We start from the raw sequence: 26,146 nt of genomic DNA, 5'->3' as shown, positions 1-26,146 counted from the left end.
GTGGGTTGCATCACACCGGATCGTGAGCTCCCCGGGATCTCAGCACCCGAGGGCCTCCAGACGCACAACAGCCGCATGGCGCTCGACGGCCTCGGGAGGTGCCAAGCGCAGGACTGTCATGAGGACCTCGACATCGTCGCGGAAGCCGGGCAGATCGGCATAGCGCCACAGCTGCTGCCAGGTTCCTTCCTGGAGCAGCGTCTCCCGTATGAGCGCATCGAACTCTGCACTGATCTCGCGCACACCCGGAGCGTCCGAATCCGGCAGCACGAGCCCACGGTACTGTCCCAGCGCCGTATCCACGTCCCCCTGGGACAGCGCCTCACGGGCGCGTTCGAGATCGGAGCTGAGCTCACCGCGCAGCCGATAGGGACGGGCCTCGATCCGCAGATCGCCGAGACCCTCGATGGCTCTGCGCAGCCGGTTGATCTCGGCACGCACGGTGACCTCGCTGCCGCCGACCGGCCACAGCAGATCGACGAGACCGGATCCGCTGACACCATCGGGAAAACGGTGCAGCAGGAGCAGGATCTCAGCATGCCGCCTGGTCAGCGGCACAGTCGTGCCGTCGGGAGCCTGCAGAGCGGGGCTGGGACCGAAGACGGCGAGCTCGCTCCCGGCCGCCTCGGTGTCCGCACACAGCGCCCGCTGCGGGGTGTAGAGCTGGGACAGCCGTGCACCTGCGGCCTTCGCCGTCGAGGCGAGCAGCGGCAGCACGATCGACGACACCGCATCGTCGCCGCCGGTGACGTCGATGATGCCGATGACACGACCGGTCAGCGGATGGGTCACGGGAACGGCGCTGCAGCTCCAGGAGTGGACGTCGGGGGCGAAGTGCTCGGCCCGACTGATCTGCACCGCCTTCTTGGACTGCAGAGCCAAGCCCGGCGCCGAGGTGCCCATGACCTCTTCGGACCAGTCCGTGCCCGGAAGGAACCCCATGGCCTCGGCGCGGTCCCGCACCGTGCGCTCCCCCTCGACCCACAGCAGCCGTCCCTGCTCGTCACCGAGCGCCGCCAACAGCCCCGCATCCTTGGCAGGTTCGATGAGGTGCGAACGCAGCAGCGGCATGATCGAGTGGAAGGGGTGACGTCTCCGCACTTCGGCGAGACGGTCGGCCTCATAGGCCACGCGCACCCGGGCTCCGGCAGGATCGCGCAGTCGGTCGAGGGAGCGCCCCCACGATTCCAGCACCGAGGCGCGCACCCCGTCGGAGTGCCCGTCCGGATTCCGCTCGGGCTCGCCGAGCATCGACGACGGTGTCTGCAGGCGATCATGTGCTCGCCGCACGGTTCGCTGATAGGCGTCTTCGAGCAGAAGCGTCGAATGCATGACGGACGGTCCACCTCCATCGGCGGGTGTCGGAAGAGAGCCTCGATTGCTCATAATCTAATCGCGAAGCCTTCCCCGGGCAAGGGCGGCAACGACAGAGGGCGGGAAGCGAATTGCTCGCTTCCCGCCCTCTGTCAGGCTGCGCCGACGCGCTGATCAGTCGATCAAACGCGCAGGCCCGAGTGGTCGACCGGAACGGCGGGGCCGTTCGAGGTCGTGATCGTCGCCTTGCTGATGTAGCGGCCCTTCGAGGAGGACGGCTTCAGACGCAGGATCTCGTCGATGGCGGCCTCGAAGTTCGCCTGCAGCGCATCCTCGGAGAAGGAGACCTTTCCGATGATGAAGTGCAGGTTCGAGTGCTTGTCGACGCGGAATTCGATCTTTCCGCCCTTGATGTCGGTCACGGCCTTGGCGACGTCCATGGTCACGGTGCCGGTCTTCGGGTTCGGCATCAGGCCACGGGGGCCGAGCACCTTGCCGAGCCGGCCGACCTTGCCCATCATGTCGGGGGTCGCGACGGCGGCATCGAAGTCGGTGAACCCTCCGGCCACCTTCTCCAGCAGGTCATCGGAGCCGACGAAGTCAGCACCTGCTTCACGGGCAGCTTCTGCACGGTCGCCGGCGGCGAACACCAGGACCCGGGCGGTCTTGCCGGTACCATGCGGAAGGTTGACGGTGCCGCGCACCATCTGATCCGCCTTGCGGGGGTCAACACCCAGGCGGAGGGCGACCTCGACGGTGGCGTCGTACTTCGCCACGCTGGTCTCTTTGGCCAGGGCGATCGCCTGGGCCGGTTCGTAGTTCACATCTGCGGCGATCTTCTCAGCCGCGGCCTGGTAGGCCTTCGAACGCTTTGCCATCTGCTTTGCTCCTTGCAGTCGTGGTGTGGGCTGCGTGGGCCCTGCCACTGTGTGAGGTGAGGTCTCAGACCTCGATGTCGGTGGTGATGCCCATGGAACGTGCGGTTCCGGCGACGATGCGGTCGGCCTGCTCCGGGGTGTTGGCGTTGAGGTCGGGCATCTTCGTGTTGGCGATCTCACGCACCTGGTCGGCGCTCAGGTGGGCGACCTTGACGGTATGCGGCGTGGCCGAACCCGACTTCACTCCGGCAGCCTTCTTGATCAGCTCAGCCGCCGGCGGGGTCTTGAGAACGAAGGTGAACGAACGGTCTTCGTACACAGTGATCTCGACGGGAACGATGTTTCCGCGCTGGGATTCTGTAGCGGCATTGTAGGCCTTGCAGAATTCCATGATGTTGACGCCGTGCTGGGCAAGCGCCGGACCGATCGGAGGCGCCGGGTTGGCGGCACCTGCCTGAATCTGGAGCTTGACGAGGCCGGCTACCTTTTTCTTGGGAGGCATGTACGGTCCTTAATCTTGAAGTTTCGATGTGCCAGACGAATACAGCACATCGTTCGACGACGGCCTCCGATGAGGGCCGCAATCAAACCACACCAGTATTCCATGCGCGCCTGCCCGTGAGCAAATGCTCGTGAGCCGGATCACGCCGCCGCCCGGCGCCGATCGAGCCGGGGCAGGGAGAACGACGAAGGGGCCCGGAATCCTCCGGGCCCCTTCGCTGCCGACCGCCTTGGCGATCAGCTCTCAGTTCTCACAGCTTCGAGACCTGGTCGAAGCCGAGTTCGACGGGGACATCGCGTTCGAAGATCGACAGAAGCACGGTGAGCTTCTGCGATTCGGGGCGGATCTCCTGAATGGTGGCCGGATGACCCTCGAAGGAGCCCTCCTTGACGAGGACGGATTCGCCGACCTCGAACTCCACCTCGGTGATGGGAGCCGACTTGGCGGCGGCCTCGGCGGCCGGTCCCTCGGCAGCGGCGGCCTCGGCCTGGCGCTCTTCGAAGATCGGGGCGAGCATCGAGAAGACCTCGTCGATCGACAGCGGGGTCGGATCATAGGCATTGCCGACGAACCCGGTCACACCCGGGGTGTGGCGCACGGCGCCCCAGGACTCATCAGTCAGTTCCATGCGGACGAGCACGTAGCCGGGGATGCGCACGCGGCGCACCTGCTTGCGCTGGCCGTTCTTGATCTCGACGACGTCTTCCATCGGCACCTGGGACTCGAAGATGTACTCTTCGAGGTTGAGGCTGATGGTGCGGTTCTCGAGATTCTGCTTGACGCGGTTCTCGTAGCCCGCGTAGGAGTGGATGACATACCAGTCACCCTCCTGCATGCGCAGCTCGGCCTTGAACTCCTCGGCCGGGTCCTCCTCGGCAGCGGTCTCGGCAGCATCGCCCTCAGCGGCGGATTCGGAATCTGCCGACTCCACGTCCGCTGCCTCGGTCTCGCTCGCCTCGGCGTCGACGGCCGGAGCTTCGGATTCGGTTTCGGGCACCACTGCGGCACCCGATTCCTCGGGAGTGACGTCCTGGGTCTCAGGGGTCTCCTGCTCAGGTGAACTGGTATCCGACACCGATCAATTCCTCGCTTCGCGTGTTGTGATTCCCGGATGGGAGTGAAGATTCAGCATAAAGTGTGTCACTGCGGAGGGCGTGTCACCATAGGGGCCACAGCGGCGTTCCGCCGAAGACGAATCCGACGAGCTTGCCGAACACCAGGTCCAGGACCGTGACGAGAAGCATCATGAACAGAATGAAGCCCAGAACCACCAGAGTGTAATTGACCAGCTGCTTGCGCGTCGGCGTGACGACCTTCTTGAGCTCCGCCACAACCTCGCGGAAGAACTGCAGGATTCGTCCGAAGAATCCGAGCTTCTTGGGACCGGAGGCACTGCTGGGTGCGCTGCCAGTCTTCTTTGCCGGTGTGTCGCTCACACATCCTCACTCGGTCGGTTTCGTTTGGGGCTTCACAATTGTTCGTGCCAGTCGAGGACGGCGCCTAGCCGATGGGACTTCGGCAGAGTCAACTGCGCAGGGGTGACAGGACTCGAACCTGCAACCTACGGTTTTGGAGACCGTTGCGCTACCAATTGCGCCACACCCCTTCGATCGAACGGCTCGGACCCTGCGGATCCGGATGCTGTCCAACCACGAGAAACGAGCATACCGTGCCCGACCGCCGTTCGTCGAACCGGTGGCCCCGGCGGACACGGAAGCGTGTCGCCGCTCACTCATTCGGCCGGCTCTTCCTCCGGTGGCTGCGACACCAGCGGCAGCGGCTCAGGGAAGCGCACCCACGGTTCGATGCGCACTTCCTGGTCGGGGGTGACGGTGACGATCTGCACATCGATCGGCCGCTTCGTAGCATTGTCGACGCGGATGATGCTCAGCTCCGCGTTCATCTTCAGCGGGCCGGGCGTCAGCGCATTCGCGAGCGCTCCGCCTGTCGTCGAGCTGAGGTAGCGGACTCCGCTGCCGAAGGTCTCGGGGCCGACTCTGCGATGCCAGTGTCCGCTCAGAGCGTAGTCGGCGCATCCGGCGCGCAGCGTCGGAGCAGCCACGGCGGCATCGTGGATGAGCATGATGTCGAAGTCCGTCTCGCAGGCTTCGTCGCGCAGGCGCTGCGCGTACTGATCGGCGGTGAGGTCGGTCTCGAGCTGCGGACCGGAGCCGAAGACGGTGCGGCGGGGGTCCGGGGAGCCGAAGAAGGTCACCCCGGCCATCTCGGCCGTCGAATCCTCGAGCACCTCCCATCCGCGGCTCCTGGCGTGCCGTGTCGTCTCCTGCGAATCGTGGTTGCCCTTGACGATCATGCGCGGCAGCTTCTCGGGCAGCTCATCGTCGAGGACGTCGAGGCAGTAGTTCTCGGCGGAGGTACCGGTCATCGTGATGTCGCCGCCGTCGATGTAGGCGTCGGCACCGCTCAGTTCGGAGACCGCACCGACGACTCGTGCCATACCGATATTGCAGTGGATGTCGGAGCCGAAGACGAAGGTCGTCACTGCCTCGTCCGAGTCTCCCGAGCCCTTCGCACTCCCCTGTCTGCCGGTCTCGGCGGGCGGGACCATTCCACGATCGCTCCAGTTGCCCGTGATCGGGCGGTCGTTCCACTGGGTCCGCAGAGTGGTGAGGACCTGGTCGTAGAACGCATCGTTGTCGTCGGCGAAGTCCCGCACCGCGGTGAACGCGGTGTCGATGATACCGCCGAGGCGGCCGGTGACCTGGGAGCCGGCCAAAGGGGTTCCTTCGAAGGCGGGATCGGCCACGATCGGGTGCGGACGCTTGAGCACGACAGTGCCGAGGCCGGCCAGCACGAGCACGATGACGAGGGCGATGCCGATGAGCTCCTTGCCGGCGAAGGCCCGCATAAGGCCGTCGAGGCGCTGCGGGCCGAGCACGATTCCGACCCCGACGAGTCCTCCGGTGATCAGACACACGGCCAGAGCCCAACGAATGAGGATCTCCCGGGTGAGCCCCTCGACGACCTGATCGATCTGCGCCTGCGGGGACGAGAACAGGGCTGCGTACGAGGCGATGTCACCGCCGAGGGCATCGACGGCTCCCCCGCCGGGGTCCTTCACCTTCGCAGGGTCGGCAGCGGGCCGCTCCTCATCCCGATCGTCGCCGGACACGGGGATCTCCCCGATGTCGACGTGCAGTCCGAGACCGAGAGGGATCGAGTCGTCGGCCGGCACGAGCAGCCGGCCCAAGGGGCCGAAGTCCACGGTCAGCCGGGAGTCCGCGGTGATTCGGTACTGCGCCTCGTGCGGACCGAAGGTGAGGTCGGCTCGGGAGGTGAAGACCGCCCACGGCAGGGTCATCAGAGCGATGACCGCCAGGGCGATGAGAAGAGTGAAGGTTCTGCGACGAGGTGACACGTCCAAGGAAGTCCTCAGCCGTCCAAGGCACAGCCGATGAAGGTCGGCTCGGGTTCGAGCGTGATTCCGAAGGCGTCTTCGACGCCGGTGACGACGGTGCGGGCCAGATCGATCACATCCGAGGTGCTCGCGTGTCCCCGATTCGTCAGCGCCAGGGTGTGCTTGTCGGACAGCGCAGCGCGACCGGCTCCGATGCTGAAGCCCTTGGAGAATCCGGCGTGCTCGATCAGCCAAGCCGCTGAGGTCTTCGTCTTCCCCGCGATCTTCGCCCCGCTGAGCGGATCATTCACCGGGTAGCGGGGAGCTTCGGCCGGCAAGGCGTCGGCGTCGTCGACGATGGGATTGGTGAAGAAGGAGCCCGCAGACCAGGAGTCATGGTCATCGGGGTCGAGCACCATTCCCTTCGAACGGCGCAGAGCGATGACGTGCTCACGCACGAGCATCGCCGATACGCGTGTGCCGATCTCGACGTCCAGGGCGGAGGCGAGTTGGGCATAGCGGACGGGCAGGGACTGCTCGCTGCGCTTGAGGTCGAAGGTCACGGACAGGACCACGAACTGCGGGGTCCCGGCCGCGATCTGCGCGCGCTTGAGCGCAGAGGTGCGGTAGCCGAACTCGAGTTCGACGGCGCTGAGGTGCCGCACCTGACCGGCGACGCGATCGAAGACCTCGACCGAGGTGATGAGCTCACCGACCTCTGTGCCGTAAGCCCCGACGTTCTGGATCGGCGTGGCCCCGACGGACCCGGGGATGCCGGACAGCGCCTCGAGGCCGGAGAGCCCGAGCTCGAGCGTGTGGGCGACGAAATCGTCCCAGTCCTCCCCCGCCTCGGCGGTCACCCGGGTGTCGGTGGTCGTGATCTCGGTCGTCGTCACACCGGTGGTCCGTACGACGCACACCGCACCGTCGAAGCCGTCATCGGAGACCAGCAGGTTCGATCCGCCTCCGATGAAGAGGACACCGGCCGGCTCCTCACCGGTCAGGCCCAGCTGATGGGCGCAGCAGAATCCGATCAGCTCATCGCGCGTCTCGGCGACGGTCACATCCGTTGCCGGGCCGCCGAGGCGGAAAGTGGTGAATGTCGACAGAACCTCACTCACGGCTTCGGTCACCGGCTGATCCGAACCTGCGTGCGGCTGAGCACATCGGTGTCACCGGACTTCACGGTGATGTCGATGCGGGCCGTGCCCACAGCGGCATCGACGGCGCCGACCGTGGCGGTCAGCTTCAGCGAAGTCGTCGGTGTCGTGGGGGCTCCGGTGTCTGCGTCGGGGACGAGGACCGGTGCGGAGAACCGTGTCCGATAGTCGACGACCGCGCCCGGATCGCCGAGCCATTCGACGACCGGGGCGATGACCGCGCCCATTGAGAGCATGCCGTGGGCGATGACGCCGTCGAGGCCGACTTCGCGGGCGAAGCGTTCGTTCCAGTGGATCGGGTTGTGATCGCCCGAGGCGGCGGCGTAGTCGATCAGCGAGGCCCGGGAGAGAGGAATCTCCGTCTCGACGACGGTGTCTCCGATGGTCAGCTGGGAGAAGTCGATGGGATTCATTCTCCAACTCCTCTCACGACGAGGGTCGAGGTCACGGTGACGACCGGCTGCTCGGCGGCATCGGTGAGCTCGGTGCGGGTGGTGATCATGGCGTTGTCGCCCGCGGCGCGGATGCCGTCGACGTGGGTGACGGCCGAGAGGAGGTCACCGGCGACGATGGGACGAGTGAAGGAGAACTGCTCGGAGCCGTGGACGACCTTCGAGAAATCGATGCCCGAGTCCGGGTCGGAGACATAGGCGGCCTCCGACTTCTGCGCGATGATCACGGGGAACGTGGTCGGTGCGACGACGTCGCGGTAGCCCAGCGCGGCGGCCGCCTCGGCGTCGAAATGGTAATCGGCCTGCGCTCCGGTGGCGCGCGCGAACTCCGCGATCGCCTCTCGGGAGACTTCGTAGGGCTGAGGCAAGGGGAACGAAGCTCCCTGCCTCTCGGTATTCACCGGCATATCCGTTCTCTTTTCAACTGTGGTCGATTTCGACTCCAGCCTAAAGCACGGTCCTCCCGAGCGGCATCTCCGGACCGTCCGCCTGCGCCCGGGCGTCCGCCTGCGCCTGGGCGGTCACACAATTCCTGCACCATCGGGGCCGCGACTTCGAAAGTGGTATATGTTGTCCACATCACATTTGCGAAGGAGTAGTGCGATGATGAACGAATCCCCGGTTGCCGACCCAGCGCTCCCCGAAGTGCAGACGCGAGAGGACCCGGCTCCGCCGCAGGTCGAGGTCGCTGTCGCCACCGATGCAGCCTACGCCGGTGAGGAGGCCGATCGAGTGCAGATCAAGCGCCCCCTGCGCAACGTCTCCGAGGTCCGACACTTCTTCCGGACGAATCAGACGCCGATCTACTTCGTCGGAGCCACCCCATTCAACCTGCTCGGCCTCGACCGCTGGGTGCGGAACTTCTCCTACATCACCTACTACGACGGTTGGGACGGCGCGCATCCTCGCGTGTTCTCACCGCGCTACAAACCCTATGTCGAGTTCGAGTCGGGCGAAGCGATCAACAACTGGCTGCTGCTCAACGCCGAGGTGCGCGCCCATATGACGCGCAATGTCCCCCACGGCGAACGGGTCAAGGTCGCCATGGTCTTCTTCGACGAGGAGACCGAACGGATCTGCCGGGAGCTCGGCTATGACCTCATCCTGCCCTCGGCCGCGCTGCGCAACCAGCTCGACTCGAAGATCGAGACCACGAAGCTCGGCAACGAGGCCGGAGCGTTCTCCGTGCCCAATGTGCTCACGACGGCCGACACCTATGCCGCTCTCAGTGAGCAGGCCGCCGAGGCGGGGCTCGGCAGCGACCTCGTCGTCCAAACGCCCTACGGCGATTCGGGGAAGACGACTTTCTTCATCTCTTCGTCGTCCGATTGGGAGGCGCACAAGGACGACATCATCGGCGAGCAGCTGAAGGTGATGAAGCGGATCAACAACACCCCGGTCGCGGTCGAGGCGGTCATCACCTCCAGCGGTGTCGTCGTCGGCCCCTACCTCACCGAGTTGGCGGGATTCGCCGAGCTCACCCCGTACAAGGGCGGGTGGTGCGGCAATGAGATGAAGCCCGATGTCCTCACCGTCGAGCAGCGGGCACAGACCCGCGACCTCGTGCGCAGAATGGGCGAAGGACTGCGCAGACGCGGGTATCGGGGGTTCTTCGAGGTCGATGTTCTCGTCGACCTCGACAGCGATGACGTCTATCTCGGCGAACTCAATCCGCGGATCTCCGGCGCCTCGGCGATCACGAACGTCACCGCCGGCGCCTATGCGGACGTTCCGCTGTTCCTCTTCCATCTGCTCGAATACCTCGATGTCGAATTCGACCTCGATATCGATGAGATCAATGAGCGGTGGGAGGAGCTCTCCGGTGCCGACGAGTGGAGCCAGATGATCATCAAGGAGACGGCTCCGATCACCGAATACATCACTCATTCGCCGCTGACCGGTCAGTACTATCTCGACCAGTACGGGACGCTGACGTACAAGCGGGCGGCGCTGGACTGGCACCCGCTGCAGAATGGAAATGAGGTGTTCTTCCTGCGCATCTTCGGGGCCGGCGACTACCGTTGGAAGGGCGCGGACCTCGGTGTGCTCGTGACGAAGAATCCTCTGCAGACCAAGGCCGGCGGGCCCGATGCGCTGAGCATCAGAGCCAAGCACTTCATCGATTCGATCCGGGCCATGTACGCCGGTGTCCCGGTGGTGGAGGAGGATCCGTCCCCGGCGCTGGGCGGACCGGGAGCCAAGAGCGACTGACTCCGGGAGGCGGGGCCGCCTCGGTGGTACTCTCATCACGATTCGAGGCGCCGCCGTGATCCATCTGCACCGATCCATCGGCGTCCGGCGCCGAACCATCTGCACCGAACCGTCGGCGCCGACCGACTTGAGAACAAGAGGTGAAGCGTGACAGAACCGTCACCGGACCAGACCGTGCCCGCTCCCCCGGCGAATGCCGCCGTGACCCCGGCAGGCACACCCGCCGGTGCCGTCGCCGGCATCAACAGGGACAATTGGCAGGCTCCCGACAACGTCCGGTGGTCGTTCCAGAACGTCGCACGGGTCCTGCCGACGACCCCGATCCCGCGTGGGACCGGACCGGTGGCCGAACTGCCGGTCGATCTGCAGGACCTCGGCGCGGTCGTCATCCCCGCGACTGAGCACTCCGCGGCACGCACTGTCCGCAGCGTCATCGAGACCACCGACACGGACGGGTGGATGCTGCTCCACAACGGCACGGTCCTCACCGAGGAGTACTTCGGTGAGATGACTCCGACGACCGAACATCTGCTCATGTCGGTGAGCAAATCACTCGTCGGCACGGTCGCCGGCGTGCTCATCGGCACCGGTGACCTCGAGCCCGACCGCGTGATCACCGACTATGTGCCCGAACTCGCCGGTTCCGGATATTCCGGCGCCATGGTCCGGCACATCCTCGACATGCGTTCGGGGATCCGGTTCTCCGAGGACTACCTCGACCCGAAGTCCGAGGTCAGGCAGATCGAGGAGTCGATCGGCTGGTCCGAGGCCAAGCGGGAGAGCCCGGGCATCGGCATGTACGAGTTCCTGACCACGCTGCAGGCGAAGTCGGAGCACGGCGGGGTCTTCGAGTACCGTTCGTGCGAGACCGATGTGCTCGGGTGGGTGTGCGAGAAGATCGCCGGGGAGAGCATGCAGACGCTGATGTCACGGGTGCTGTGGTCCCGCCTCGGCGCGGAGCAGGACGCGCTCATCGCCACCGACCAGTACGGTGTCGGCATGTTCGACGGCGGTATCAACACCACCCTGCGCGACCTCGCCCGCTTCGGATTCGTCTACGCCAACCGCGGCCAGTCGCTGACGGGGCAGCAGGTCGCTCCGACTGCGTGGATCGGGGATACGCTCACGACCTCGGAGGGCGTGCGGCAGGCCTTCGCTGACGGGCCCGGTGACAACCGGATGCCCGGCGGTGCGTATCACAACCAGTTCTGGTTCCCGTTCCCCGACTCCCACGCGTTCCTCGCCCTGGGCATCCACGGACAGATGATCTACATCAACCCCGGAGCGAATGTCGTCGGGGTCAAGCTCTCCAGTTGGGGGCTGCCGCAGGACGCCGCGAAGCTGTTCCCGACGATCCGGGCGTTCGAAGCCCTGGCCGCAGCCGTGAACTCGCCCGCGAAGTAGCGCTGGGGCTCCAGCACCATCACACCCCGCAGCGTCGCAGCGCCCTAGCGACACCATCACGCCCCATCAGCGTCACACCGCCCCTGAGGTGACAGCTCCTACAGTTGCTGAGCCATCACGCCCCGGTAGTGACACACCCTCCTGGTGCAACGCGCGGTTATGCGACTGGCGAGGAGTGACGGTCTGCGGGCGAGGGCACTTCGCGGCGGCACCCGACAGCACCCGACTGGGCCGCCGGGCCGCCTCGTGTGCCCGGATCGCCACATCTGTTGCCGGACCCGCACACACAACTGCTGTCGGGGGCAATCGGCCATGGCAGAATCGTCATGTATCGACAACGTCTGTGATCGCAAGATTGCGAAGGAGAGAGACCATGACACCGATTCGCCGATTCACCTGGATGCCCCGGCTGCTCACGGCGACCGCCGGAACGGCTCTGGCACTGTCGCTGACCGGCTGCGGTCTGCTCGGCGGCGGCGATCCGGCCGAGGGCCAGCAGTCGGAGGCCGCGCAGCCCAGTGAGGGCGCGTCGGACGAGGACGCGAGCTCCGAGGGCGAAGGCTTCATGAGTCAGACCACTCCGAGCGAAACTGCCGCTTCGGAGCCCGCCGAGGCGGAGCCGAGCGATACGAAGTCGACCGACCCGTATGCGGACGCCGCAAAGACCACCAACTGGGCCAGTGACGATGCGATGGACGTCGACAAGAAGGGCAATGGAATCGTGCCCGCCAGATCGATCGAGGCCGACCTCATCGACCTGTTCGAGAACAAGCTCGAGATGAAGGTCAAGAAAGCCGAATGCGCGGACGACATGGAGCTCCGCGAGTGGTACGGATTCAAGACCTGTGATGTCACGGTCAAGGACAAAGAGAGATCCACGGGAGAGAAGACCTATTACGGAACGGTGAAGATCGTCGACCACAAAGACTCGATGATCAAATACGAGCTCATGTTCCCCGGCATCGATCAGGAGGACTTCGACTTCAAGGACTGACGTCGGCAGTCCTCAGAGCCGAGGGCCGCCTCAGTCCCGCAGCGAGCGCTGCCAGGCAAGGGTCGCCAGAGCCGCAGCCTGATCCGGCAGGTGGCCATCGTCGAAGAGGACCTCCGGGGAATGATTCGTCGCCGCCGTCGCCGGGTCGACGCCCTCCGGGGAGACGAAGAGGAACAGGAATGTCCCCGGCACCTCGTTGAGCACATAGGAGAAGTCCTCCGAGCCCATGACCGGGTCGGGCGCGGTGACGACCCGTCCCGGTCCGAAGGATTCGGTCAGCGTCGCCGAGGCGAATGCGGCCTCGGCGGCATCGTTGACCGTCACGGGGTACTGTTCGGTCCACTCGACCTCGGCGGAGCAGCGGTGGGCAGCGGCGATCGACTCGGCCAGACGGGTGGCGAGCTCGGGAAACCTCTTCGTCGTGTCGTTCGACAGCGTCCGCACGGACGCTCCGATGCTCGCGGTCGAGGGGATGACGTTGACGGCGTCGCCCGCACTCAGCTGGGTCACCTCGGCGACAATCGGGTCGAAGACGCTGAACGAGCCGGAGATCATCGCGTAGAGGGCCTGCCCGAACTCGAGCACGGGCCGGACGGGGTCGATCGAATCCTGGGGGCGCGAGCTGTGTCCGCCCTTGCCGTGCATCGTCACGTGCAGGGTGTTCGCCCCGGCCATGATCGTTCCCGGACGGGTGACGAATGTGCCCGGCGCCCCCGGCGCGACGTGGATGGCGTAGGCCGCATCGGGGATGCCGCCGATCGCATCGAACATGCCCTCGTCGATCATGATCTTCGCTCCGCCCATTCCCTCTTCGCCGGGTTGGAACATGAAGGCCACGGTTCCCGCGAGCTCGGCCTGATGGGCCGCCAGGAGCCGAGCCGCCCCGACGAGACCCGAAACATGGAGATCATGTCCGCAGGCGTGCATGCTCCCGTTCTGGGAGGCGAACTCGAGTCCGGTGTTCTCGACGACGGGCAGAGCGTCCATGTCGCCGCGCAGCAATGTGATCGGCCCCGGCCGCCCACCACGCAGCACCGCGACCACGGAGCTCAGCTCCCGGCCGAGCGTGATCTCCAGCGGCAGGCCCTCCAGAGCCTGCAGAATCCGCTTCTGCGTATACGGCAGGTCGAGCCCGAGTTCAGGGTTCCGATGCAGGTCCCGCCGCAGTTCGCTGAGGTCGGCGGCCAGCGCCGCAGCTTCGGTGGTGAAATCAACTGTCATGGTCACATCCTTTTCTGGTTCGAATCGGGACGAGAGTCTACTGCCTTATTGCTCTCTCGTCCGGTGCGATTCGACAAGGTCGGCACGTGACCCGATTCCTCCGATCACGCAGAGTTCAGCTGATCTCGCTCACAACGATCCGGGCACAGACCCGGGAGAGGAACAGCGGAACAGCTGTGTGGAAATAAGAAAACTCCCCCATCGGATCGAGCATCCTGATGAGGGAGTTGATCGGTAGCGGGAGGGGGACTCGATCCCCCGACCTCACGATTATGAGTCGTGCGCTCTAACCAGCTGAGCTACCCCGCCCCAGCACCGCATTTGTGGCGGCACGAGAGCCCCGAAAGGGAATCGAACCCTTGACCTTCTCCTTACCATGGAGATGCTCTGCCGACTGAGCTATCGGGGCAACAGGTAAGAATTTACACGGGTTGCAGCGAGGAGGGCAAATCGGGGTCGCGTGACCTCACTCACAAGTCTGAAACCGGCGCCGAGGCGGTTATGCCACCGGATCGAACCGACCCGCCAGGAACCCCTGCAGTCGGCCGGGATGATTCGTGATGATTCCGTCCACCTCGGCGTCGAGGAGCTCCCTCCATTCGTTCATCTCATCGACCGTCCAGACGAAGACGCCGAGGTCGTTGTCACGAATCTCGGACACGACGGACCTGCGCAGCGTGAAGCCCTTGTAGGAGGGGTTGATTGCGACGGCCCCGAGCTCGCGAGCCATCTCGATGTCTTCGGGCCTGGGCACCATGCGCAGCAGGAACCGGACCACCATCGGCAGCATGTCCCGGCAGGTCTCCAACGTTTCGACGTTGAATGACTGCACCACCATCCGGTCGGCGATGCCGGTCTCGACGACGAGCTCGGAGACCCTGGCCACTGCACCCGCCGACCACTCCCCCTTGAACTCGAGGATCAATTCACCGCCGCGGCGCTGGATGTCGCGCATCACTGCCGCCAGCGTCGGAATCCGCACACCCGTGAATCCGGGGCCCATCCAGGAGCCGGCGTCGACGAATGACAGCTCCTCGGCAGTGAGGTTGACCACCGGGCCCTTCCGGTTCGTCGTGCGATCGAGATCGGGATCGTGGAGGATGACGGGCACACCATCGGCGCTGGTCGACGTGTCGACCTCGATGAAGTCCACCCCGAGCGCCCGAGCCGCGTCGACCGCAGCCAGGCTGTTCTCCGGAACCACTGCCGAATAGCCTCGGTGGGCGATCACCAGCGGACGAGTCGCGGACCCGGGTCGCTCGGACATTCCACGCTCGCGCAGGAACTGCAGAAAACTCATACGCCCAGACTATGCCCTGACGCAGCGACTGTCGCACGCGGAGGCGGCAGCTCTTCTCGAATATCGGGAAGTCGCGGAGAAACCCACACAGACGCCTGATCTCGTACTATCTTGTGACCTGGGCCACCTCCCCGACTCGAAGGGCCAACCATGGAAGCCATCTACGCTGCCGCCGTCGTCCTCGCGTTCATCGCATTCGGCGAACTCATCTCGATCTGGTCAAAGGCTCGGATACCCAGCCTGCTGGTGGCCATGCTCGGCATCTTCGTCTTCGCGAAGCTCGGAATCGTTCCGGAGTCCGTCGTCGACGATTCGATGCTCGTCCAGATCTATACGATCCTCGTCGCGCCCCTCCTGTTCCACATGGGCACACTCATTCCCCTGCGTGTGATGCTCAAGCAGTGGCGTTCGGTGATCATCGCGATCTCCGGCATGCTCGTCGCCGTCCTCCTCATCCTCGCCATCGTCGCTCCGCTGTTCGGATTCGACACCTTCGTCGCCGGGTCCGGTCCGCTCGCCGGCGGCATCGTCGCCACCAGCCTGACGACGGAAGGGCTGACGGCCCACGGGGCCGCCTCGTCGATCATCGTCCTGCCCGCCCTTGTGCTCATGCTGCAGTCGCTGCCGTCGATGCCGCTGACGAATTTCCTGCTGCGCCGGTACGCCACGAAGCTGCGCGACAGCGGTGAACTGCAGGAGCTCGCCGAAGCCCACCAGGCCGAAGAGGAGGAGGCAGAGCAGAAGAGGAAGCTCGTCACCCTGCCCGGCTTCCTCGTGGACAATCAGCTGTTCATGCTCTTCCTCATCCTCGTCGGCGGCTCGGCTGCGACCCTGCTCGCCGTTCCCACGCACATCCCCTCCTCCATCCTCGCGCTGATCCTCGGCATCCTCGCGGCCGCGGTCGGACTCGCCCCGGACAAGGCCATGGAACGCTCGAACTCCTTCGGCATCGCCATGGCCGGCGTCATCGCCATCGTCATGGCGCCGCTGGTGACAGCATCCGTGCAGGATGTCATCAATGCGTTTCTGCCCACGCTGACGATCCTCGTCGTCGGCGGCAGCGGCATCGTCCTCGGCGGGTTCATCGCCACGAAGCTGCTGCGTTGGAAGTCGGGGCTGGGAATGTCGGTGGCGCTGACCGCCATGTACGGCTTCCCCGCCGACTACCTGCTGACCAACGAGGTCGCCCGCTCCATCGCCCGTGATGAGGATGAGAAGGAGGCCCTGCTCAACGCGATGCTTCCGCCGATGCTCGTCGGCGGGTTCACCTCGGTCAGCGCCGGGTCGGTCGTCATCGCCAGCGTCCTCGTCAGTCTGCTCTGATCCACCGCACGAAAGGACCGCCCCATGCACTCCCTCATCGCTGAGGCGAACGACCTCCTCCCGCAGCTGCAGGAGCTGCGCCGGGCGCTGCATGCCGACCCCGAGGTGGGACTCGAGCTGCCTCGCACCCAGGCCGCAGTCCTCACCGCCTTGGACGGCCTCGACCTCGAGGTGAGCACAGGTACGGCCGCCACCTCGGTGGTCGCGGTCCTGCGCGGCAGCCACCCGGACCGGTCGGCCGATGCCCCGGCGGTGCTGCTGCGCGGGGACATGGATGCGCTGCCCCTGCGCGAGGAGACTGACGAACCGTTCGCATCGAGCAACGGGAACATGCACGCCTGCGGCCATGACCTGCACACCGCCGGGCTCGTCGGCGCGGCCCGACTCCTGCGCGCCCATCGTGACGAGCTTCGCGGGGATGTCGTGTTCATGTTCCAACCCGGCGAAGAAGGGTACAACGGCGCCTCCGTGATGATCGACGAAGGCGTGCTCGACGCGGCCGGCAGCCGAGCCGTCGCGGCGTTCGGAGCACATGTGAATACGAGTGCACGCGGCGTCATCTCCACGCGGCCGGGGACTCTCCAAGCCGGGTCGAACGTCCTCGAGATCACGATCCACGGGCGCGGCGGCCACGGTTCCCAACCGCAGGCGGCCGTCGATCCGGTCCCGGCCCTGGCAGAGCTCGTCACCGCGCTGCAGAACATGGTCAGCCGCCGCATCGACACCTTCGACCCCGTCATCCTCAGCGTCACCCAGCTGCGGGCAGGCGATGCCGTCAACGTCATCCCCGCCTCGGCTAGCCTGGGTGCGACCGTCCGCACTCTGTCCGATTCCTCGCTCGCGGCAGTCCGCGAGCGGTCGAAGCAGTTGGCCGAGGGCATCGCCGCGGCCCACGGCTGCACCGCCGAGGTCGATTTCGCCGTCCAGTACCCAGTGACGGTCAACGACGAGTCTGAGACCGCATGGGCGCTCGAACAGATCGAGGACCTGCTCGGTCAGGACCGGGTGAACGTCCTGCCGCAGCCGATCATGCCCAGTGAGGGCTTCTCGTTCGTGCTCCGGAACGTCCCGGGCACTTACCTCATGCTCGGCGCCGAACGCACCGACGTTCCCCGCGAGCGTCAGGGAGACAACCACTCCCCCTTCGTCATCTTCGATGACTCCGTCCTGGCCGATCAGGCTGCGATACTCAGCCATCTGGCGATCGAGCGGCTGAAGACTGCGCTCTGAACGCCCTCAGCGTCGTCTGCGCTGCCACCATCGCCGAGGTGGAGCGGTATCCTCTGCCGCGGTCCGCCCCGCGCCCTCGGTCCTCGCCGGTTCCGCAGCGCTTGTCTTGCCGTCTTCTGAGCGCTCGTCTCTGCTCGGTACGGACCTCGCTCTGCGCTCCCGCCAGGCGGCGACCTCATGTTCGACATTGCGCGGCGGGGTGAAGATCGGCGGTCCTTCGCGGAGGTCCATCACGGCCGCACGCACTCTGCCGTTGAAACCGGCGAGGTAGTCGCGAACGTCGTCCTCTCGGACGAATGCGTCGAGAGTGGCCTCCATCTCCGCGTTCTCCTTGCGCAGCTGGAATGCGGCCGGAGCGACGCCGCTGATTCCTTCGGCGTCCAGCTTCTGTTTGATCCACCAGTCCGGGTCGTCGGCGCGGTGCAGACCGGTCAGCGGCTTTCCCAGCCCGGGAAGGTCGTCGAAGTCGCCGCGCTTGATGGCTCTGTCGAGGGCGGATTCGACCACGGCATTGCGATCTTCGAGCGAATTCAGCCGCCGAGGCGGCTCGTCGTCCGAGTCGTGAGGGTCCTGATTCATCGTCTCGCCTCCCTCGGCGGGTGCGTCACCGCAGTGCCTCTTACGCTAGGCGGGCGTGCTGGGCGTGGCAAGAGGAAAGTCCCGTGACCGATTCGGTCACGGGACTTTCCGTTCTGCGTGGCAGATGAAGGATTCGAACCTTCGAAGGCAATGCCGGCTGATTTACAGTCAGCTCCCTTTGGCCGCTCGGGCAATCTGCCGCAGTCAGCGCTCGATGAGCACCTGAAAAGAATACAAGGCACGGGCCGGATTCACCAACTCGGTTGACGCAGATCACATCCAGGCCCCTGGACTAGACTCGGAGACAGAAGCCAAGCCCGCTTCCTGCGGGCACGAATCACCGAGTACGAAGGAGCATCAATGGCCAGCGAATCCTCATTCGACGTCGTCAGCAAGGTCGACCGCCAGGAAGCCGACAATGCGCTCAACCAGGCGGCTAAAGAGATCAACTCGCGCTACGACTTCCGCGGCACCGACGCCTCGATCGCCTGGAGCGGTGAGGCCATTCAGATGAAAGCCAACAGCGAAGACCGCGTCAAGGCCATCCTCGACGTCTTCCAGTCGAAGCTGGTCAAGCGCGGAATCTCCCTGAAGTCCCTCGAAGACGGGGAGCCCTACCCGTCGGGCAAGGAGCACCGCATCGACGCGTCCATCAAGGAAGGCATCGACAAGGACAACGCGAAGAAGATCTCGAAGATCATCCGCGACGAAGGCCCCAAGGGCGTCAAGGCTCAGATCCAAGGCGACGAGCTGCGTGTGAGCTCGAAGAAGCGCGACGATCTGCAGAGCGTCATCGCCCTGCTCAAGGGCCAGGATCTCGACGTCGACCTCCAGTTCGTCAACTACCGGTAAGACCGGCGGCCCTCCCCTCGTCAAGTCCCCATCGACCGCCCCGTCAGGTCTCGATGACGGAACATGTCCCCATCTGGCGTCGGCGAACGTCCTATGACCCGTTCATGACGGGCTGTGACGCCGATCGTCGTTCGGCATCGAACGATCCCGGGCCCGCTGTCAGCATGAAGGCATGTCATCGACCCACACCGCCCCCAGGGCCTCCGCATCGGCGCCCAGGCTCTCGGCGTCGGCGCCCGAGACCGTGCCCGAGAGCCTGCCCGCCGCCCGGCACCGGCTGCGGCGAGCGCTGTCGTTCGAGGTCATCCCTCCCCGTTCAGCCGCCCAGGCCGCGCGAATGCCGCAGCTGCTGAGGTTCCTCGATTCCCTCAGCCCCGACTATCTGGCCGTGACCTCCTCCGCCAAGAGCGATTGGCTCAAGGGCACGGCGGACTTCATCGCCGAAGTCACGTCCACGACCTCGCTCAGACCTTTGGCCCACCTCGCCTGCACTGCCGGAACCGAGCCCGAGCTGTTGGCCTGGGTCGATCATCTCCTGCAGGTCGGCGTGCGCGGTTTCCTCGCCATCCGCGGGGACGTCCCTGCCGGTGAGACCAGCGTCCCGCCCGAGCACCTGCCGCACGCCGATGCCTTGGTCAGTCTCCTGCGACGCGTCGAATCGGACAACGTCGCCTGCCTGGCCGCCGGCCGGCTCGGCATCGGGGTCGCGGCCTATCCATCCGGCCACCCGGAATCGACGGGGCCCGAAGAGGACCTCGACGTGCTCGCGGCCAAACAGCGCAATGGTGCCGATTTCGCGATCACCCAGCTCTTCTTCGACCCCATCGCCTACTCCAGGCTGAGACGACGGGCCGAGCACGCGGGCATCACCATCCCGATCATCCCCGGCATCCTTCCCATCACCGATGCCCGCCGGCTGCACACGATGTCGCGCCTCTCGGGGCAGCCGGTCCCGGAGCACCTGCTCGCCCGCTTCGACGGAGTCTCCGACCCCGCCTCGGCACGACGGATAGGACTCGACATCACGGCAGAACACACGGCCGCGATCCTCGACCAGGAAGCCGACGGGCTGCACTTCTACACCTTCAACGACCAGAACACGACCGAGGACCTGCTCACCGCCCTCGGCGACCGAGGGGTGTCCGTGTCCTCATTCCCACCGCCACCGCCTCCTCGGCGCTGGCCGCCATCATCCGCAACAGAAACAACGACAGAGAAGGAAACCCGTTCATGACCGCACCATTTCCGACCGCGACCATCACCGGCTACCCCCGCATCGGAGCCCGCCGCGAGCAGAAGAAGGCGCTCGAGAGCTTCTGGGCCGGTCGCATCGGTGCCGAGGACTTCGCCCGGTCCGTGCACACGCTGCGCATCGGCACGTATCACCGCTTGGCGCAGTTGGGGCTGCGCGAGGACTATGCGATCCCGGCCTCCTACAGCCATTACGACCACGTTCTCGACACCGCGCTCACAGTCGGTCTCATCCCCTCGGTCACGACCGGCACCGATTTCGATCTCGACGAGTATTTCGCTCTCGCCCGCGGCACCGCGCAGCGCTCTCCCCTCGAGATGACGAAGTGGTTCGACACGAACTACCACTACCTCGTACCCGAGCTCTCCGATGACACGAGGTTCACCGCGCGTCCCCAACATCTGCTGTCGCTGGTCAGCGAGGCCAAGACCGCGGGGCACCTCGTCCGTCCCGTACTCGTCGGACCGCTGACCCTGCTCGCCCTGACCAAACCCGCACCGGGCACGCCCACGCGTCCCCTCGACCGGCTCGCCGAGCTCACCGACGTCTACCTCGACATCATCGGAGTTCTGGCCGCCGCCGGTGTCGAATGGGTTCAGTTCGACGAGCCGGCGCTGGTCGCCGACATCGCCGGAACGAGCGACCACGAACTCGCCGAGGCCGCCCACCGCACGTATTCGACCCTGGCCTCTGCCCGCACCCGCCCGCAGCTGTTCGTCGCCACCCCATACGGCAGCCTCCGCGAGGGCTTGGACGAGCTGGCCGGTTCCGGCATCGACGCCCTCGGCGTCGATCTCGCGGCCGCGACCCGAGCCTCCGATCCCGAGTACGCGAACCGTCTGGCCGCGGCTGTGCCCCAGCAGGTCCGCCTCGTCGCCGGTGTCGTCGAAGGCCGCAACATCTGGGCCGATGATCTTCGGACCAGCCTCGAGGTGCTGCAGGGTCTGGAGCGCGAGTCGTTGAGTGTATCGACCTCGACGTCACTGCTGCATGTGCCCTACACCGTGGAGCAGGAGAGCTCTCTGCCGGTCGATGTCGCTTCCTGGCTGTCCTTCGCCGAGGAGAAGGTCACCGAGGTCGAGGCTCTGGCCACGGCCGTCACCGCCGGACCGGATGCTCGTGTCGAAGCGTTCAACCGCGCTGATCGGGCCCGCCGCACTCGGGCCGAATCCGTCCGGGTCCACAGCCCCGAGGTGAGAAAGCGCACCGCCGCCACGGCAGGTCAGGACGGGTTCCGGACCGACTTCGCGCAAAGGCGACAGGCCCAGGACGCACTGGTCATCCCCGCTCTGCCGACGACGACCATCGGTTCCTTCCCGCAGACGGCCGAGGTCCGTCGCGCGCGCGCCGATCACCGGGCCGGTCGCCTCGACGACGACACCTACGCGCAGACGATGAGGACGGAGATCGATCGTGTGATCGAGCTGCAGGAGGACCTGGGCCTCGACCTCATCGTCCACGGTGAACCCGAACGCAATGACATGGACCAGTACTTCGCCGAGAACCTCGACGGATTCGCCACCACCGAACACGGCTGGGTGCAGTCCTATGGTTCGCGGTGTACCCGTCCCCCGATCCTCTTCGGCGATGTGTCCCGCCCGAATCCGATCACCGTCGGCTGGTCGGCCTACACCGCGCAGCAGACGCAGAAGACGGTCAAGGGCATGCTCACCGGACCGGTCACCATCCTCGCGTGGTCATTCGTCCGCGATGATTTGCCGCTGCGCGAATCGGCCGATCAGATCGCCTTGGCCCTGGCCGATGAGGTCGCCGACCTCGAGGCGGCCGGCATCGACGTCATCCAGGTCGACGAACCGGCTCTGCGCGAACTGCTGCCGCTGCGCGAATCCGACCGCGCCGAGTACCTCGACTGGTCGGTGCGCTCGTTCCGGCTGGTCAATGCCCAGGTCAGTCCCCGCACTCAGATCCACACCCATCTGTGCTACTCGGAGTTCGGGGAGATCATCGACGCGATCAATGCCCTCGACGCCGATGTCACCAGCATTGAGGCGGCCCGGTCCCGGATGGGGGTCCTCGACGACATCGCCGATTTCGGGTTCGAACGCGGAATCGGTCCCGGCGTCTACGACATCCATTCCCCGCGGGTGCCCACGGTGCCCGAACTCGTCGAACTCATCGAGGCCGCACTCAAGCATGTTGCGCCCCACCAGCTGTGGATCAATCCGGACTGCGGTCTGAAGACGCGCAGCTATGCCGAGGTGCGCGCCTCTCTGGCCAATCTCGTCGCCGCTCGCAACCAGGTGGTGGCCGCCGGCATCCCGAGCGGCGCCCGGTCCGAGACCCCGGCCGCGGCTGTGGGAGTGTCCGTCTGAGTCCGGAGCCGAGACGCTGTCTGGGATCAGTGTCGGGGCAGTTCGAGGGGAATGTAGTACAGACCCTTCGAGTCCTCCTCGACGCTGACTCGCAGACGGTCGTCGAGGTGGATGTAGTCGTTGACCTTGATGGTTCCCTTCGTCCCGCTCAGACGTCGGATCGCGAAGGCCGGAACGAGGCCCTGCCGCCCGAACCCGTCGACGGCGAGCGCATATTTGGGGCCGGTCGCGCGGACCCTGACTTCGGTGCCGTTCTCCTTCTCCCGCAGTTCATCGAGCCCGAGCTCGGGTTCGGGATCGGTGAGGGCGGTGAGCTCGACGGCGAGCGTATCGGCCATGTCGTCGACGGTGGCGAGCATATTCGCCATGGCACGGGCGAACTCGCCGTGCAGCTTGCTCGGCTTCATCGCCGCACCGGGTTTGTACATGTCCTCGTGGGTCAGTTCGCTCCAGGCGTCCTGGAGTCGCGTCTTGACCTGGATCTCGGCGAAGACCGGCGCACCTTGGTCCGAGGGGATGCGGAGGGTGACGTGGCAGGCTCGGTAGCCGCTGGCCTTCGGCGGCTTCGTGTAGTCCTTCTGTTCGATGAGTTCGAAGGCGCCCAGCTGCTCGGGATCGCACAGGGCGGCGAACATCATGCGCTGGTCGCGCGGTGATTTGCACAGCACCTTGACCCCGACGATGTCGCGGATCTGGTCCTCGACGTCAGCGGTGCCGTGGACACTCAGCTGCGGGTCCTCGTCGGCCTTCTCGGTGAGCTTCGCCAGGGTTCTCGCCGCGTCCTTGATCCGGTGCCCGTCGACGTCGAGGCGGGAGATGTCCTTATCCTTGAGCAGGCCCTTCTGCTGCTCCTTGAGCCAGTGCTTGATCCGCACGGCCGCCGTCTGCCAGGCGTCGATCCGCTCGACGTAGGCGCGTTCGACGATCGTCTTCAGCGACGATTCGCTCTTCACGTGTCCTCCCTGCCTGCCGACGGTCCGCGCTCTGGGGCGCTCTGTTCCGTTCCGACTCTACGCGGTGGAGCCATCACGGTCCGTCAGCGACTCGTCACCGCGGTGCAACGGGGTGACGAACGACTGCGGGTGCGCAGTGGGTGACGGGGCGTAGGCAGTGCTGCTGCCGGTGCGGGTTGTTGGCAACGGTGCAGGCTGCCACTGCCGGTGGGGGATGCCAGATCCAACCGCGCGGCACCAGGTCGCCCGGTCCAGGCGAGTCCCCGGACCGGGCTTCCGTTCGTAGTGATCAGTGCCCGGAGGCAGGTTGTCCCACGGATTCAGCCGTGACGTGCCCGCGCGCCTCGGCGAGCATCGCCTCACGGGTGGCGAGCTTGACCCGTTCGCGCCCCTCGGCCTCTCCGGCCGCCTTCTCGGCGGCTTCGACACGGTGGTAACCCTCCCAATCGACGTAGTCGACGCCCTTGGAGACGAGCAGGTCGACGATGGCCGATTCGTCAGGGTAGACGGGATCCGTGAGCACTCCGGCGGCCCGGTCGTCGAGGATGTGGCCGATGGTCTCCAGGGCATCGCCCTTGGTGTGGCCGATGAGCCCGACGGGCCCTCGCTTGATCCACCCGGTGGCATAGACGCCCTGCACGACGTCGGCCTCGGCGGCCGTAGCCTGGTCGTCGGAATCGACGACCCGGCCTTCATGGTTGGGGATGACGCGCTTGCGGCCGTCGAAGGGCAGCTGAGGCAGTTCGGTGCCCGCATAGCCGACCGCACGGTAGACGGCGTCGAGTTCCCAGTCGTGGAAGCTGCCGGTGCCATTGACCCCGCCGGAGCCGTCGAGCTCCATGCGTTCGGTGCGCAGACCGGTCACCCGATCCTCGCCGAGGATGGCCACGGGAGCGTGCAGGAAGTGCAGGTGGAGGCGTCGCTTCGCCCCGGTGGGTTCGCGCATCGTGAAGTCCGTGAGCGTCTTCGCCACCTGCTTGGTCTGATTGCTCGACTCGATGGCCTCCATCGAGCCTTCGTCGAACTCGAAGTCCTCGGGGTAGACGATGATGTCGACATCCTTGACATGGCCGAGTTCCCGCAGCTCCAGCGGGGTGAACTTCGCCTGTGCCGGTCCACGCCGGCCGAAGATGTGCACATCAGTGACGCGCGAGGCCTTGAGACCTTCGTACACATGGTCGGGGATCTCGGTGGTGTGCATGTCATCGGCCTGCTTCGACAGCACTCGGGCGACGTCGAGGGCGACATTGCCGTTGCCGATGACGGCGACCCGTTCAGCATCCAGCGGCCAGCTCTGGCCCACATCAGGATGTGAGTCGTACCAGTTGACGAAGTCCGCGGCACCATAGGAGCCGGGAAGATCGACACCGGGCAGGTCGAGCGCGGCGTCGACGAAACAGCCGGTGGAGAAGATCACGGCGTCATAGCGGTCAGTGAGTTCCTCGAGATGGAGGTCGACTCCGTATTCGACGTTCGTGAACAGGCGGATGTCGCCGCGGTCGAGAACCTTGATCAGCGCATTGATGATGCCTTTGATCCGCGGGTGGTCGGGGGCGACTCCGTAGCGGACGAGGCCGAAGGGAGTCGGCAGACGATCGAAGAGATCGATGCTCAGATCGAAATCACGCTCTGCCTTCGTCATGAGATCAGCAGCGTAGATCCCGGCAGGACCGGCGCCGACGATGGCCACCCGGAAGGGACGAGTCATTCTCACACCTCTCTATTCAGTCGCCCCCGAGTCTATCGCCAATGTAGGTCATCCTTACAACGACGTGATCAAACTCGCATTCGCATCGACCGTCTCAGCCGCCGACCCGACTCCGTGTCGCCCATCGCGGTCTCATTAGACTGAAGTCCGTGAGCATGAACCCTGCCCCTGATGAGAACGCGATTCGCCGCGCCGGCCTGATCAACGGATTCTCCGCATATCTGCTGTGGGGCATCATGCCGTTGCTCTTCGCCGCCGCTGTGCCCACGGGCGCCCTCGAACTCGTGTCCCACCGTGTCATCTGGTCGCTGGCCTTCTGCACAGTCCTCCTCGTCTTCACCGGAGGATTCTCCCGCACTCTGCAGATTCTGCGGTCGCCGCGGACCTTCGGTCTCCTCGTGCTCGCCTCGGTGCTCATCGCGATCAATTGGACGACCTTCATCTACGGTGTCGAGACCAATCAGCTCGTCGAGGTCTCCCTCGGCTACTACCTCAATCCGCTGATCTCGATCGGTCTGGGTGTGCTCTTCCTCGGAGAGAAGCTGCGCCCCCTGCAGTGGACGGCTGTGGGCTTCGGCCTCCTGGCCGTGATCATCGTCGGCGTCGGGCTCGGCCGCATGCCCTATCTCTCCTTCACCGTGGCTCTGTCGTTCGGCCTCTACGGCCTCGTGAAGAACAAGGTCGGCGGCCGCGTCGGAGCGCTCGAGGGCATGACCGTCGAAAGCCTCGTACTCGCCGTGCCCTCAGCGATCTACCTCATCGCCCTCGGCTCCCAGGGGCTGCAGACATTCACCGGCTTCGGTGCCTGGCATGTCGTCGTCATCATCGTCACCGGTCCCGCCACGGCCATCCCGCTCATCCTCTTCAGTGCCGCGGCACGGCGCATACCCCTGTCCTGGGTGGGCATGCTCCAATACATCACCCCGACCCTCCAGTTCATCCTCGGCATCACCGTCCTCGGCGAGGCGATGTCGACGCCGAGGTGGATCGGGTTCTTCATCATCTGGATCGCCGTGGTCCTGCTCTGCGCGGACATGCTCCGCCACAGCCGTCGACGCTGACGGACCCGCCCTGCCGAACCCCGGCTCACCCTGGCACCCGAAGAATCTCGCCTGGGATCTT

General features: G+C 65.6%; 23 protein-coding genes and 4 tRNA genes. 9 read left to right on the top strand and 18 right to left on the bottom strand.

The window, feature by feature from the left end; all coding sequences use genetic code 11:
- Positions 1 to 39 precede the first annotated feature (39 nt).
- The 10 genes from IHE57_RS08115 to IHE57_RS08070 form a co-directional block, all read right to left on the bottom strand.
- Entirely contained in the window at positions 40 to 1,332 is a 1,293-nt protein-coding gene (locus tag IHE57_RS08115) for a GAF domain-containing protein (RefSeq protein WP_209372331.1), read from the bottom strand.
- A gap of 164 nt (positions 1,333 to 1,496) precedes the next feature.
- A complete protein-coding gene (gene rplA / locus IHE57_RS08110; protein WP_209372328.1) occupies positions 1,497 to 2,192 on the bottom strand; it encodes a 50S ribosomal protein L1 in 696 nt (231 codons plus the stop codon).
- A gap of 64 nt (positions 2,193 to 2,256) precedes the next feature.
- Positions 2,257 to 2,694: a 50S ribosomal protein L11 gene (rplK, locus tag IHE57_RS08105; protein ID WP_209325792.1), complete on the bottom strand. Its 438-nt coding sequence runs from the start codon at positions 2,692 to 2,694 to the stop codon at positions 2,257 to 2,259.
- Between the two features lie 250 nt (positions 2,695 to 2,944).
- On the bottom strand, positions 2,945 to 3,769 hold the full coding sequence (nusG, locus tag IHE57_RS08100) for a transcription termination/antitermination protein NusG (RefSeq protein WP_209372326.1): 825 nt from the start codon (positions 3,767 to 3,769) through the stop codon (positions 2,945 to 2,947).
- 82 nt (positions 3,770 to 3,851) lie between these two features.
- Entirely contained in the window at positions 3,852 to 4,130 is a 279-nt protein-coding gene (gene secE / locus IHE57_RS08095) for a preprotein translocase subunit SecE (RefSeq protein ID WP_135537149.1), read from the bottom strand.
- Positions 4,131 to 4,227: 97 nt separating this feature from the next.
- Positions 4,228 to 4,300 (bottom strand) — tRNA-Trp (locus tag IHE57_RS08090).
- Between the two features lie 126 nt (positions 4,301 to 4,426).
- Entirely contained in the window at positions 4,427 to 6,073 is a 1,647-nt protein-coding gene (locus IHE57_RS08085) for a metallophosphoesterase family protein (RefSeq protein ID WP_366933906.1), read from the bottom strand.
- A gap of 14 nt (positions 6,074 to 6,087) precedes the next feature.
- Positions 6,088 to 7,185 carry a UDP-N-acetylmuramate dehydrogenase gene (locus IHE57_RS08080; RefSeq protein WP_366933901.1) on the bottom strand — a complete coding sequence of 366 codons (1,098 nt, stop codon included), beginning with the start codon at positions 7,183 to 7,185 and terminating at the stop codon, positions 6,088 to 6,090.
- Positions 7,182 to 7,625 carry a MaoC/PaaZ C-terminal domain-containing protein gene (locus IHE57_RS08075; RefSeq protein ID WP_209372324.1) on the bottom strand — a complete coding sequence of 148 codons (444 nt, stop codon included), beginning with the start codon at positions 7,623 to 7,625 and terminating at the stop codon, positions 7,182 to 7,184. Before IHE57_RS08075 ends, IHE57_RS08080 begins: the two co-directional genes overlap by 4 nt.
- Positions 7,622 to 8,071 carry an FAS1-like dehydratase domain-containing protein gene (locus IHE57_RS08070; protein WP_209372322.1) on the bottom strand — a complete coding sequence of 150 codons (450 nt, stop codon included), beginning with the start codon at positions 8,069 to 8,071 and terminating at the stop codon, positions 7,622 to 7,624. Before IHE57_RS08070 ends, IHE57_RS08075 begins: the two co-directional genes overlap by 4 nt.
- Positions 8,072 to 8,267: 196 nt before the next feature.
- Between IHE57_RS08070 and IHE57_RS08065 the strand changes: the two genes are divergently transcribed.
- The 3 genes from IHE57_RS08065 to IHE57_RS08055 all read left to right on the top strand — a co-directional run bounded on the left by IHE57_RS08065 (position 8,268) and on the right by IHE57_RS08055 (position 12,273).
- The gene (locus IHE57_RS08065) at positions 8,268 to 9,875 is read left to right on the top strand and encodes a biotin carboxylase (protein WP_209372320.1); all 1,608 of its coding nucleotides are present in this window, start codon (positions 8,268 to 8,270) and stop codon (positions 9,873 to 9,875) included.
- Between the two features lie 147 nt (positions 9,876 to 10,022).
- The gene (locus tag IHE57_RS08060; RefSeq protein ID WP_366933899.1) at positions 10,023 to 11,279 is read left to right on the top strand and encodes a serine hydrolase domain-containing protein; all 1,257 of its coding nucleotides are present in this window, start codon (positions 10,023 to 10,025) and stop codon (positions 11,277 to 11,279) included.
- 373 nt (positions 11,280 to 11,652) lie between these two features.
- The gene (locus IHE57_RS08055; protein WP_209372318.1) at positions 11,653 to 12,273 is read left to right on the top strand and encodes a hypothetical protein; all 621 of its coding nucleotides are present in this window, start codon (positions 11,653 to 11,655) and stop codon (positions 12,271 to 12,273) included.
- Positions 12,274 to 12,303: 30 nt separating this feature from the next.
- Here the strand turns inward: IHE57_RS08055 and IHE57_RS08050 are convergent, their stop codons facing one another.
- The 4 genes from IHE57_RS08050 to IHE57_RS08035 form a co-directional block, all read right to left on the bottom strand.
- Entirely contained in the window at positions 12,304 to 13,494 is a 1,191-nt protein-coding gene (locus IHE57_RS08050; RefSeq protein ID WP_209372316.1) for a M20 metallopeptidase family protein, read from the bottom strand.
- 235 nt (positions 13,495 to 13,729) lie between these two features.
- Positions 13,730 to 13,803 (bottom strand) — tRNA-Met (locus IHE57_RS08045).
- Between the two features lie 27 nt (positions 13,804 to 13,830).
- A tRNA-Thr gene (locus IHE57_RS08040) sits at positions 13,831 to 13,903 on the bottom strand.
- Positions 13,904 to 13,993: 90 nt separating this feature from the next.
- Positions 13,994 to 14,794: a glycerophosphodiester phosphodiesterase gene (locus tag IHE57_RS08035; protein ID WP_209372314.1), complete on the bottom strand. Its 801-nt coding sequence runs from the start codon at positions 14,792 to 14,794 to the stop codon at positions 13,994 to 13,996.
- A 150-nt stretch (positions 14,795 to 14,944) separates the two neighbouring features.
- On the opposite strand from IHE57_RS08035, the gene IHE57_RS08030 reads away from it, so the two are divergent.
- Positions 14,945 to 16,117 (top strand): hypothetical protein, encoded by a 1,173-nt coding sequence (locus IHE57_RS08030; RefSeq protein ID WP_209372312.1) that lies wholly within the window; start codon positions 14,945 to 14,947, stop codon positions 16,115 to 16,117.
- Positions 16,118 to 16,141: 24 nt separating this feature from the next.
- Positions 16,142 to 17,347: a M20 metallopeptidase family protein gene (locus tag IHE57_RS08025; RefSeq protein ID WP_209372310.1), complete on the top strand. Its 1,206-nt coding sequence runs from the start codon at positions 16,142 to 16,144 to the stop codon at positions 17,345 to 17,347.
- 6 nt (positions 17,348 to 17,353) lie between these two features.
- Here IHE57_RS08025 and IHE57_RS08020 read toward each other — a convergent pair whose 3' ends face one another.
- Positions 17,354 to 17,926, bottom strand: a complete 573-nt coding sequence (locus IHE57_RS08020; protein WP_209372308.1) for a DnaJ family domain-containing protein — start codon at positions 17,924 to 17,926, stop codon at positions 17,354 to 17,356.
- A gap of 118 nt (positions 17,927 to 18,044) precedes the next feature.
- Positions 18,045 to 18,126: transfer RNA gene (locus IHE57_RS08015), tRNA-Tyr, on the bottom strand.
- A 160-nt stretch (positions 18,127 to 18,286) separates the two neighbouring features.
- On the opposite strand from IHE57_RS08015, the gene IHE57_RS08010 reads away from it, so the two are divergent.
- The 3 genes from IHE57_RS08010 (at position 18,287) to metE (ending at position 22,363) form a co-directional block, all read left to right on the top strand.
- The gene (locus tag IHE57_RS08010; RefSeq protein ID WP_209325803.1) at positions 18,287 to 18,778 is read left to right on the top strand and encodes a YajQ family cyclic di-GMP-binding protein; all 492 of its coding nucleotides are present in this window, start codon (positions 18,287 to 18,289) and stop codon (positions 18,776 to 18,778) included.
- Between the two features lie 172 nt (positions 18,779 to 18,950).
- Entirely contained in the window at positions 18,951 to 20,012 is a 1,062-nt protein-coding gene (locus IHE57_RS08005) for a methylenetetrahydrofolate reductase (RefSeq protein WP_209372305.1), read from the top strand.
- On the top strand, positions 20,009 to 22,363 hold the full coding sequence (gene metE, locus IHE57_RS08000; RefSeq protein ID WP_209372303.1) for a 5-methyltetrahydropteroyltriglutamate--homocysteine S-methyltransferase: 2,355 nt from the start codon (positions 20,009 to 20,011) through the stop codon (positions 22,361 to 22,363). The genes IHE57_RS08005 and metE overlap by 4 nt, the downstream gene beginning before the upstream one ends.
- Before the next feature lie 26 nt (positions 22,364 to 22,389).
- Here metE and IHE57_RS07995 read toward each other — a convergent pair whose 3' ends face one another.
- Both IHE57_RS07995 and IHE57_RS07990 read right to left on the bottom strand, forming a co-directional pair.
- Complete coding sequence (locus tag IHE57_RS07995) at positions 22,390 to 23,316, bottom strand: GTP pyrophosphokinase (RefSeq protein WP_209325805.1); 927 nt, start codon at positions 23,314 to 23,316, stop codon at positions 22,390 to 22,392.
- A 289-nt stretch (positions 23,317 to 23,605) separates the two neighbouring features.
- Positions 23,606 to 25,024 (bottom strand): FAD-dependent oxidoreductase, encoded by a 1,419-nt coding sequence (locus IHE57_RS07990; RefSeq protein WP_209325806.1) that lies wholly within the window; start codon positions 25,022 to 25,024, stop codon positions 23,606 to 23,608.
- Positions 25,025 to 25,179: 155 nt separating this feature from the next.
- Here IHE57_RS07990 and rarD point away from each other — a divergent pair, with 155 nt between their 5' ends.
- Entirely contained in the window at positions 25,180 to 26,085 is a 906-nt protein-coding gene (gene rarD / locus IHE57_RS07985) for an EamA family transporter RarD (protein ID WP_209325905.1), read from the top strand.
- Positions 26,086 to 26,146: the final 61 nt, after the last annotated feature.

It is taken from the genome of Brevibacterium renqingii (genome assembly GCF_017808105.1).
GTDB classification, from domain to species: Bacteria; Actinomycetota; Actinomycetes; order Actinomycetales; family Brevibacteriaceae; genus Brevibacterium; species Brevibacterium renqingii.
This window is presented reverse-complemented; position numbering and strand designations above follow the sequence as displayed.

Excerpts from the sequence above, each read along its gene's own strand:
- IHE57_RS08115 (WP_209372331.1), bottom strand. The coding sequence starts at position 1,332 with ATGCATTCGACGCTTCTGCTCGAAGACGCCTATCAGCGAACCGTGCGG.
- rplA (WP_209372328.1), bottom strand. The coding sequence starts at position 2,192 with ATGGCAAAGCGTTCGAAGGCCTACCAGGCCGCGGCTGAGAAGATCGCC.
- rplK (WP_209325792.1), bottom strand. The coding sequence starts at position 2,694 with ATGCCTCCCAAGAAAAAGGTAGCCGGCCTCGTCAAGCTCCAGATTCAG.
- IHE57_RS08075 (WP_209372324.1), bottom strand. The coding sequence starts at position 7,625 with ATGAATCCCATCGACTTCTCCCAGCTGACCATCGGAGACACCGTCGTC.
- IHE57_RS08070 (WP_209372322.1), bottom strand. The coding sequence starts at position 8,071 with ATGCCGGTGAATACCGAGAGGCAGGGAGCTTCGTTCCCCTTGCCTCAG.
- IHE57_RS08065 (WP_209372320.1), top strand. The coding sequence starts at position 8,268 with ATGATGAACGAATCCCCGGTTGCCGACCCAGCGCTCCCCGAAGTGCAG.
- IHE57_RS08055 (WP_209372318.1), top strand. The coding sequence starts at position 11,653 with ATGACACCGATTCGCCGATTCACCTGGATGCCCCGGCTGCTCACGGCG.
- IHE57_RS08050 (WP_209372316.1), bottom strand. The coding sequence starts at position 13,494 with ATGACAGTTGATTTCACCACCGAAGCTGCGGCGCTGGCCGCCGACCTC.
- IHE57_RS08035 (WP_209372314.1), bottom strand. The coding sequence starts at position 14,794 with ATGAGTTTTCTGCAGTTCCTGCGCGAGCGTGGAATGTCCGAGCGACCC.
- IHE57_RS08030 (WP_209372312.1), top strand. The coding sequence starts at position 14,945 with ATGGAAGCCATCTACGCTGCCGCCGTCGTCCTCGCGTTCATCGCATTC.
- IHE57_RS08025 (WP_209372310.1), top strand. The coding sequence starts at position 16,142 with ATGCACTCCCTCATCGCTGAGGCGAACGACCTCCTCCCGCAGCTGCAG.
- IHE57_RS08020 (WP_209372308.1), bottom strand. The coding sequence starts at position 17,926 with ATGAATCAGGACCCTCACGACTCGGACGACGAGCCGCCTCGGCGGCTG.
- IHE57_RS08010 (WP_209325803.1), top strand. The coding sequence starts at position 18,287 with ATGGCCAGCGAATCCTCATTCGACGTCGTCAGCAAGGTCGACCGCCAG.
- IHE57_RS08005 (WP_209372305.1), top strand. The coding sequence starts at position 18,951 with ATGTCATCGACCCACACCGCCCCCAGGGCCTCCGCATCGGCGCCCAGG.
- metE (WP_209372303.1), top strand. The coding sequence starts at position 20,009 with ATGACCGCACCATTTCCGACCGCGACCATCACCGGCTACCCCCGCATC.
- IHE57_RS07990 (WP_209325806.1), bottom strand. The coding sequence starts at position 25,024 with ATGACTCGTCCCTTCCGGGTGGCCATCGTCGGCGCCGGTCCTGCCGGG.
- rarD (WP_209325905.1), top strand. The coding sequence starts at position 25,180 with ATGAACCCTGCCCCTGATGAGAACGCGATTCGCCGCGCCGGCCTGATC.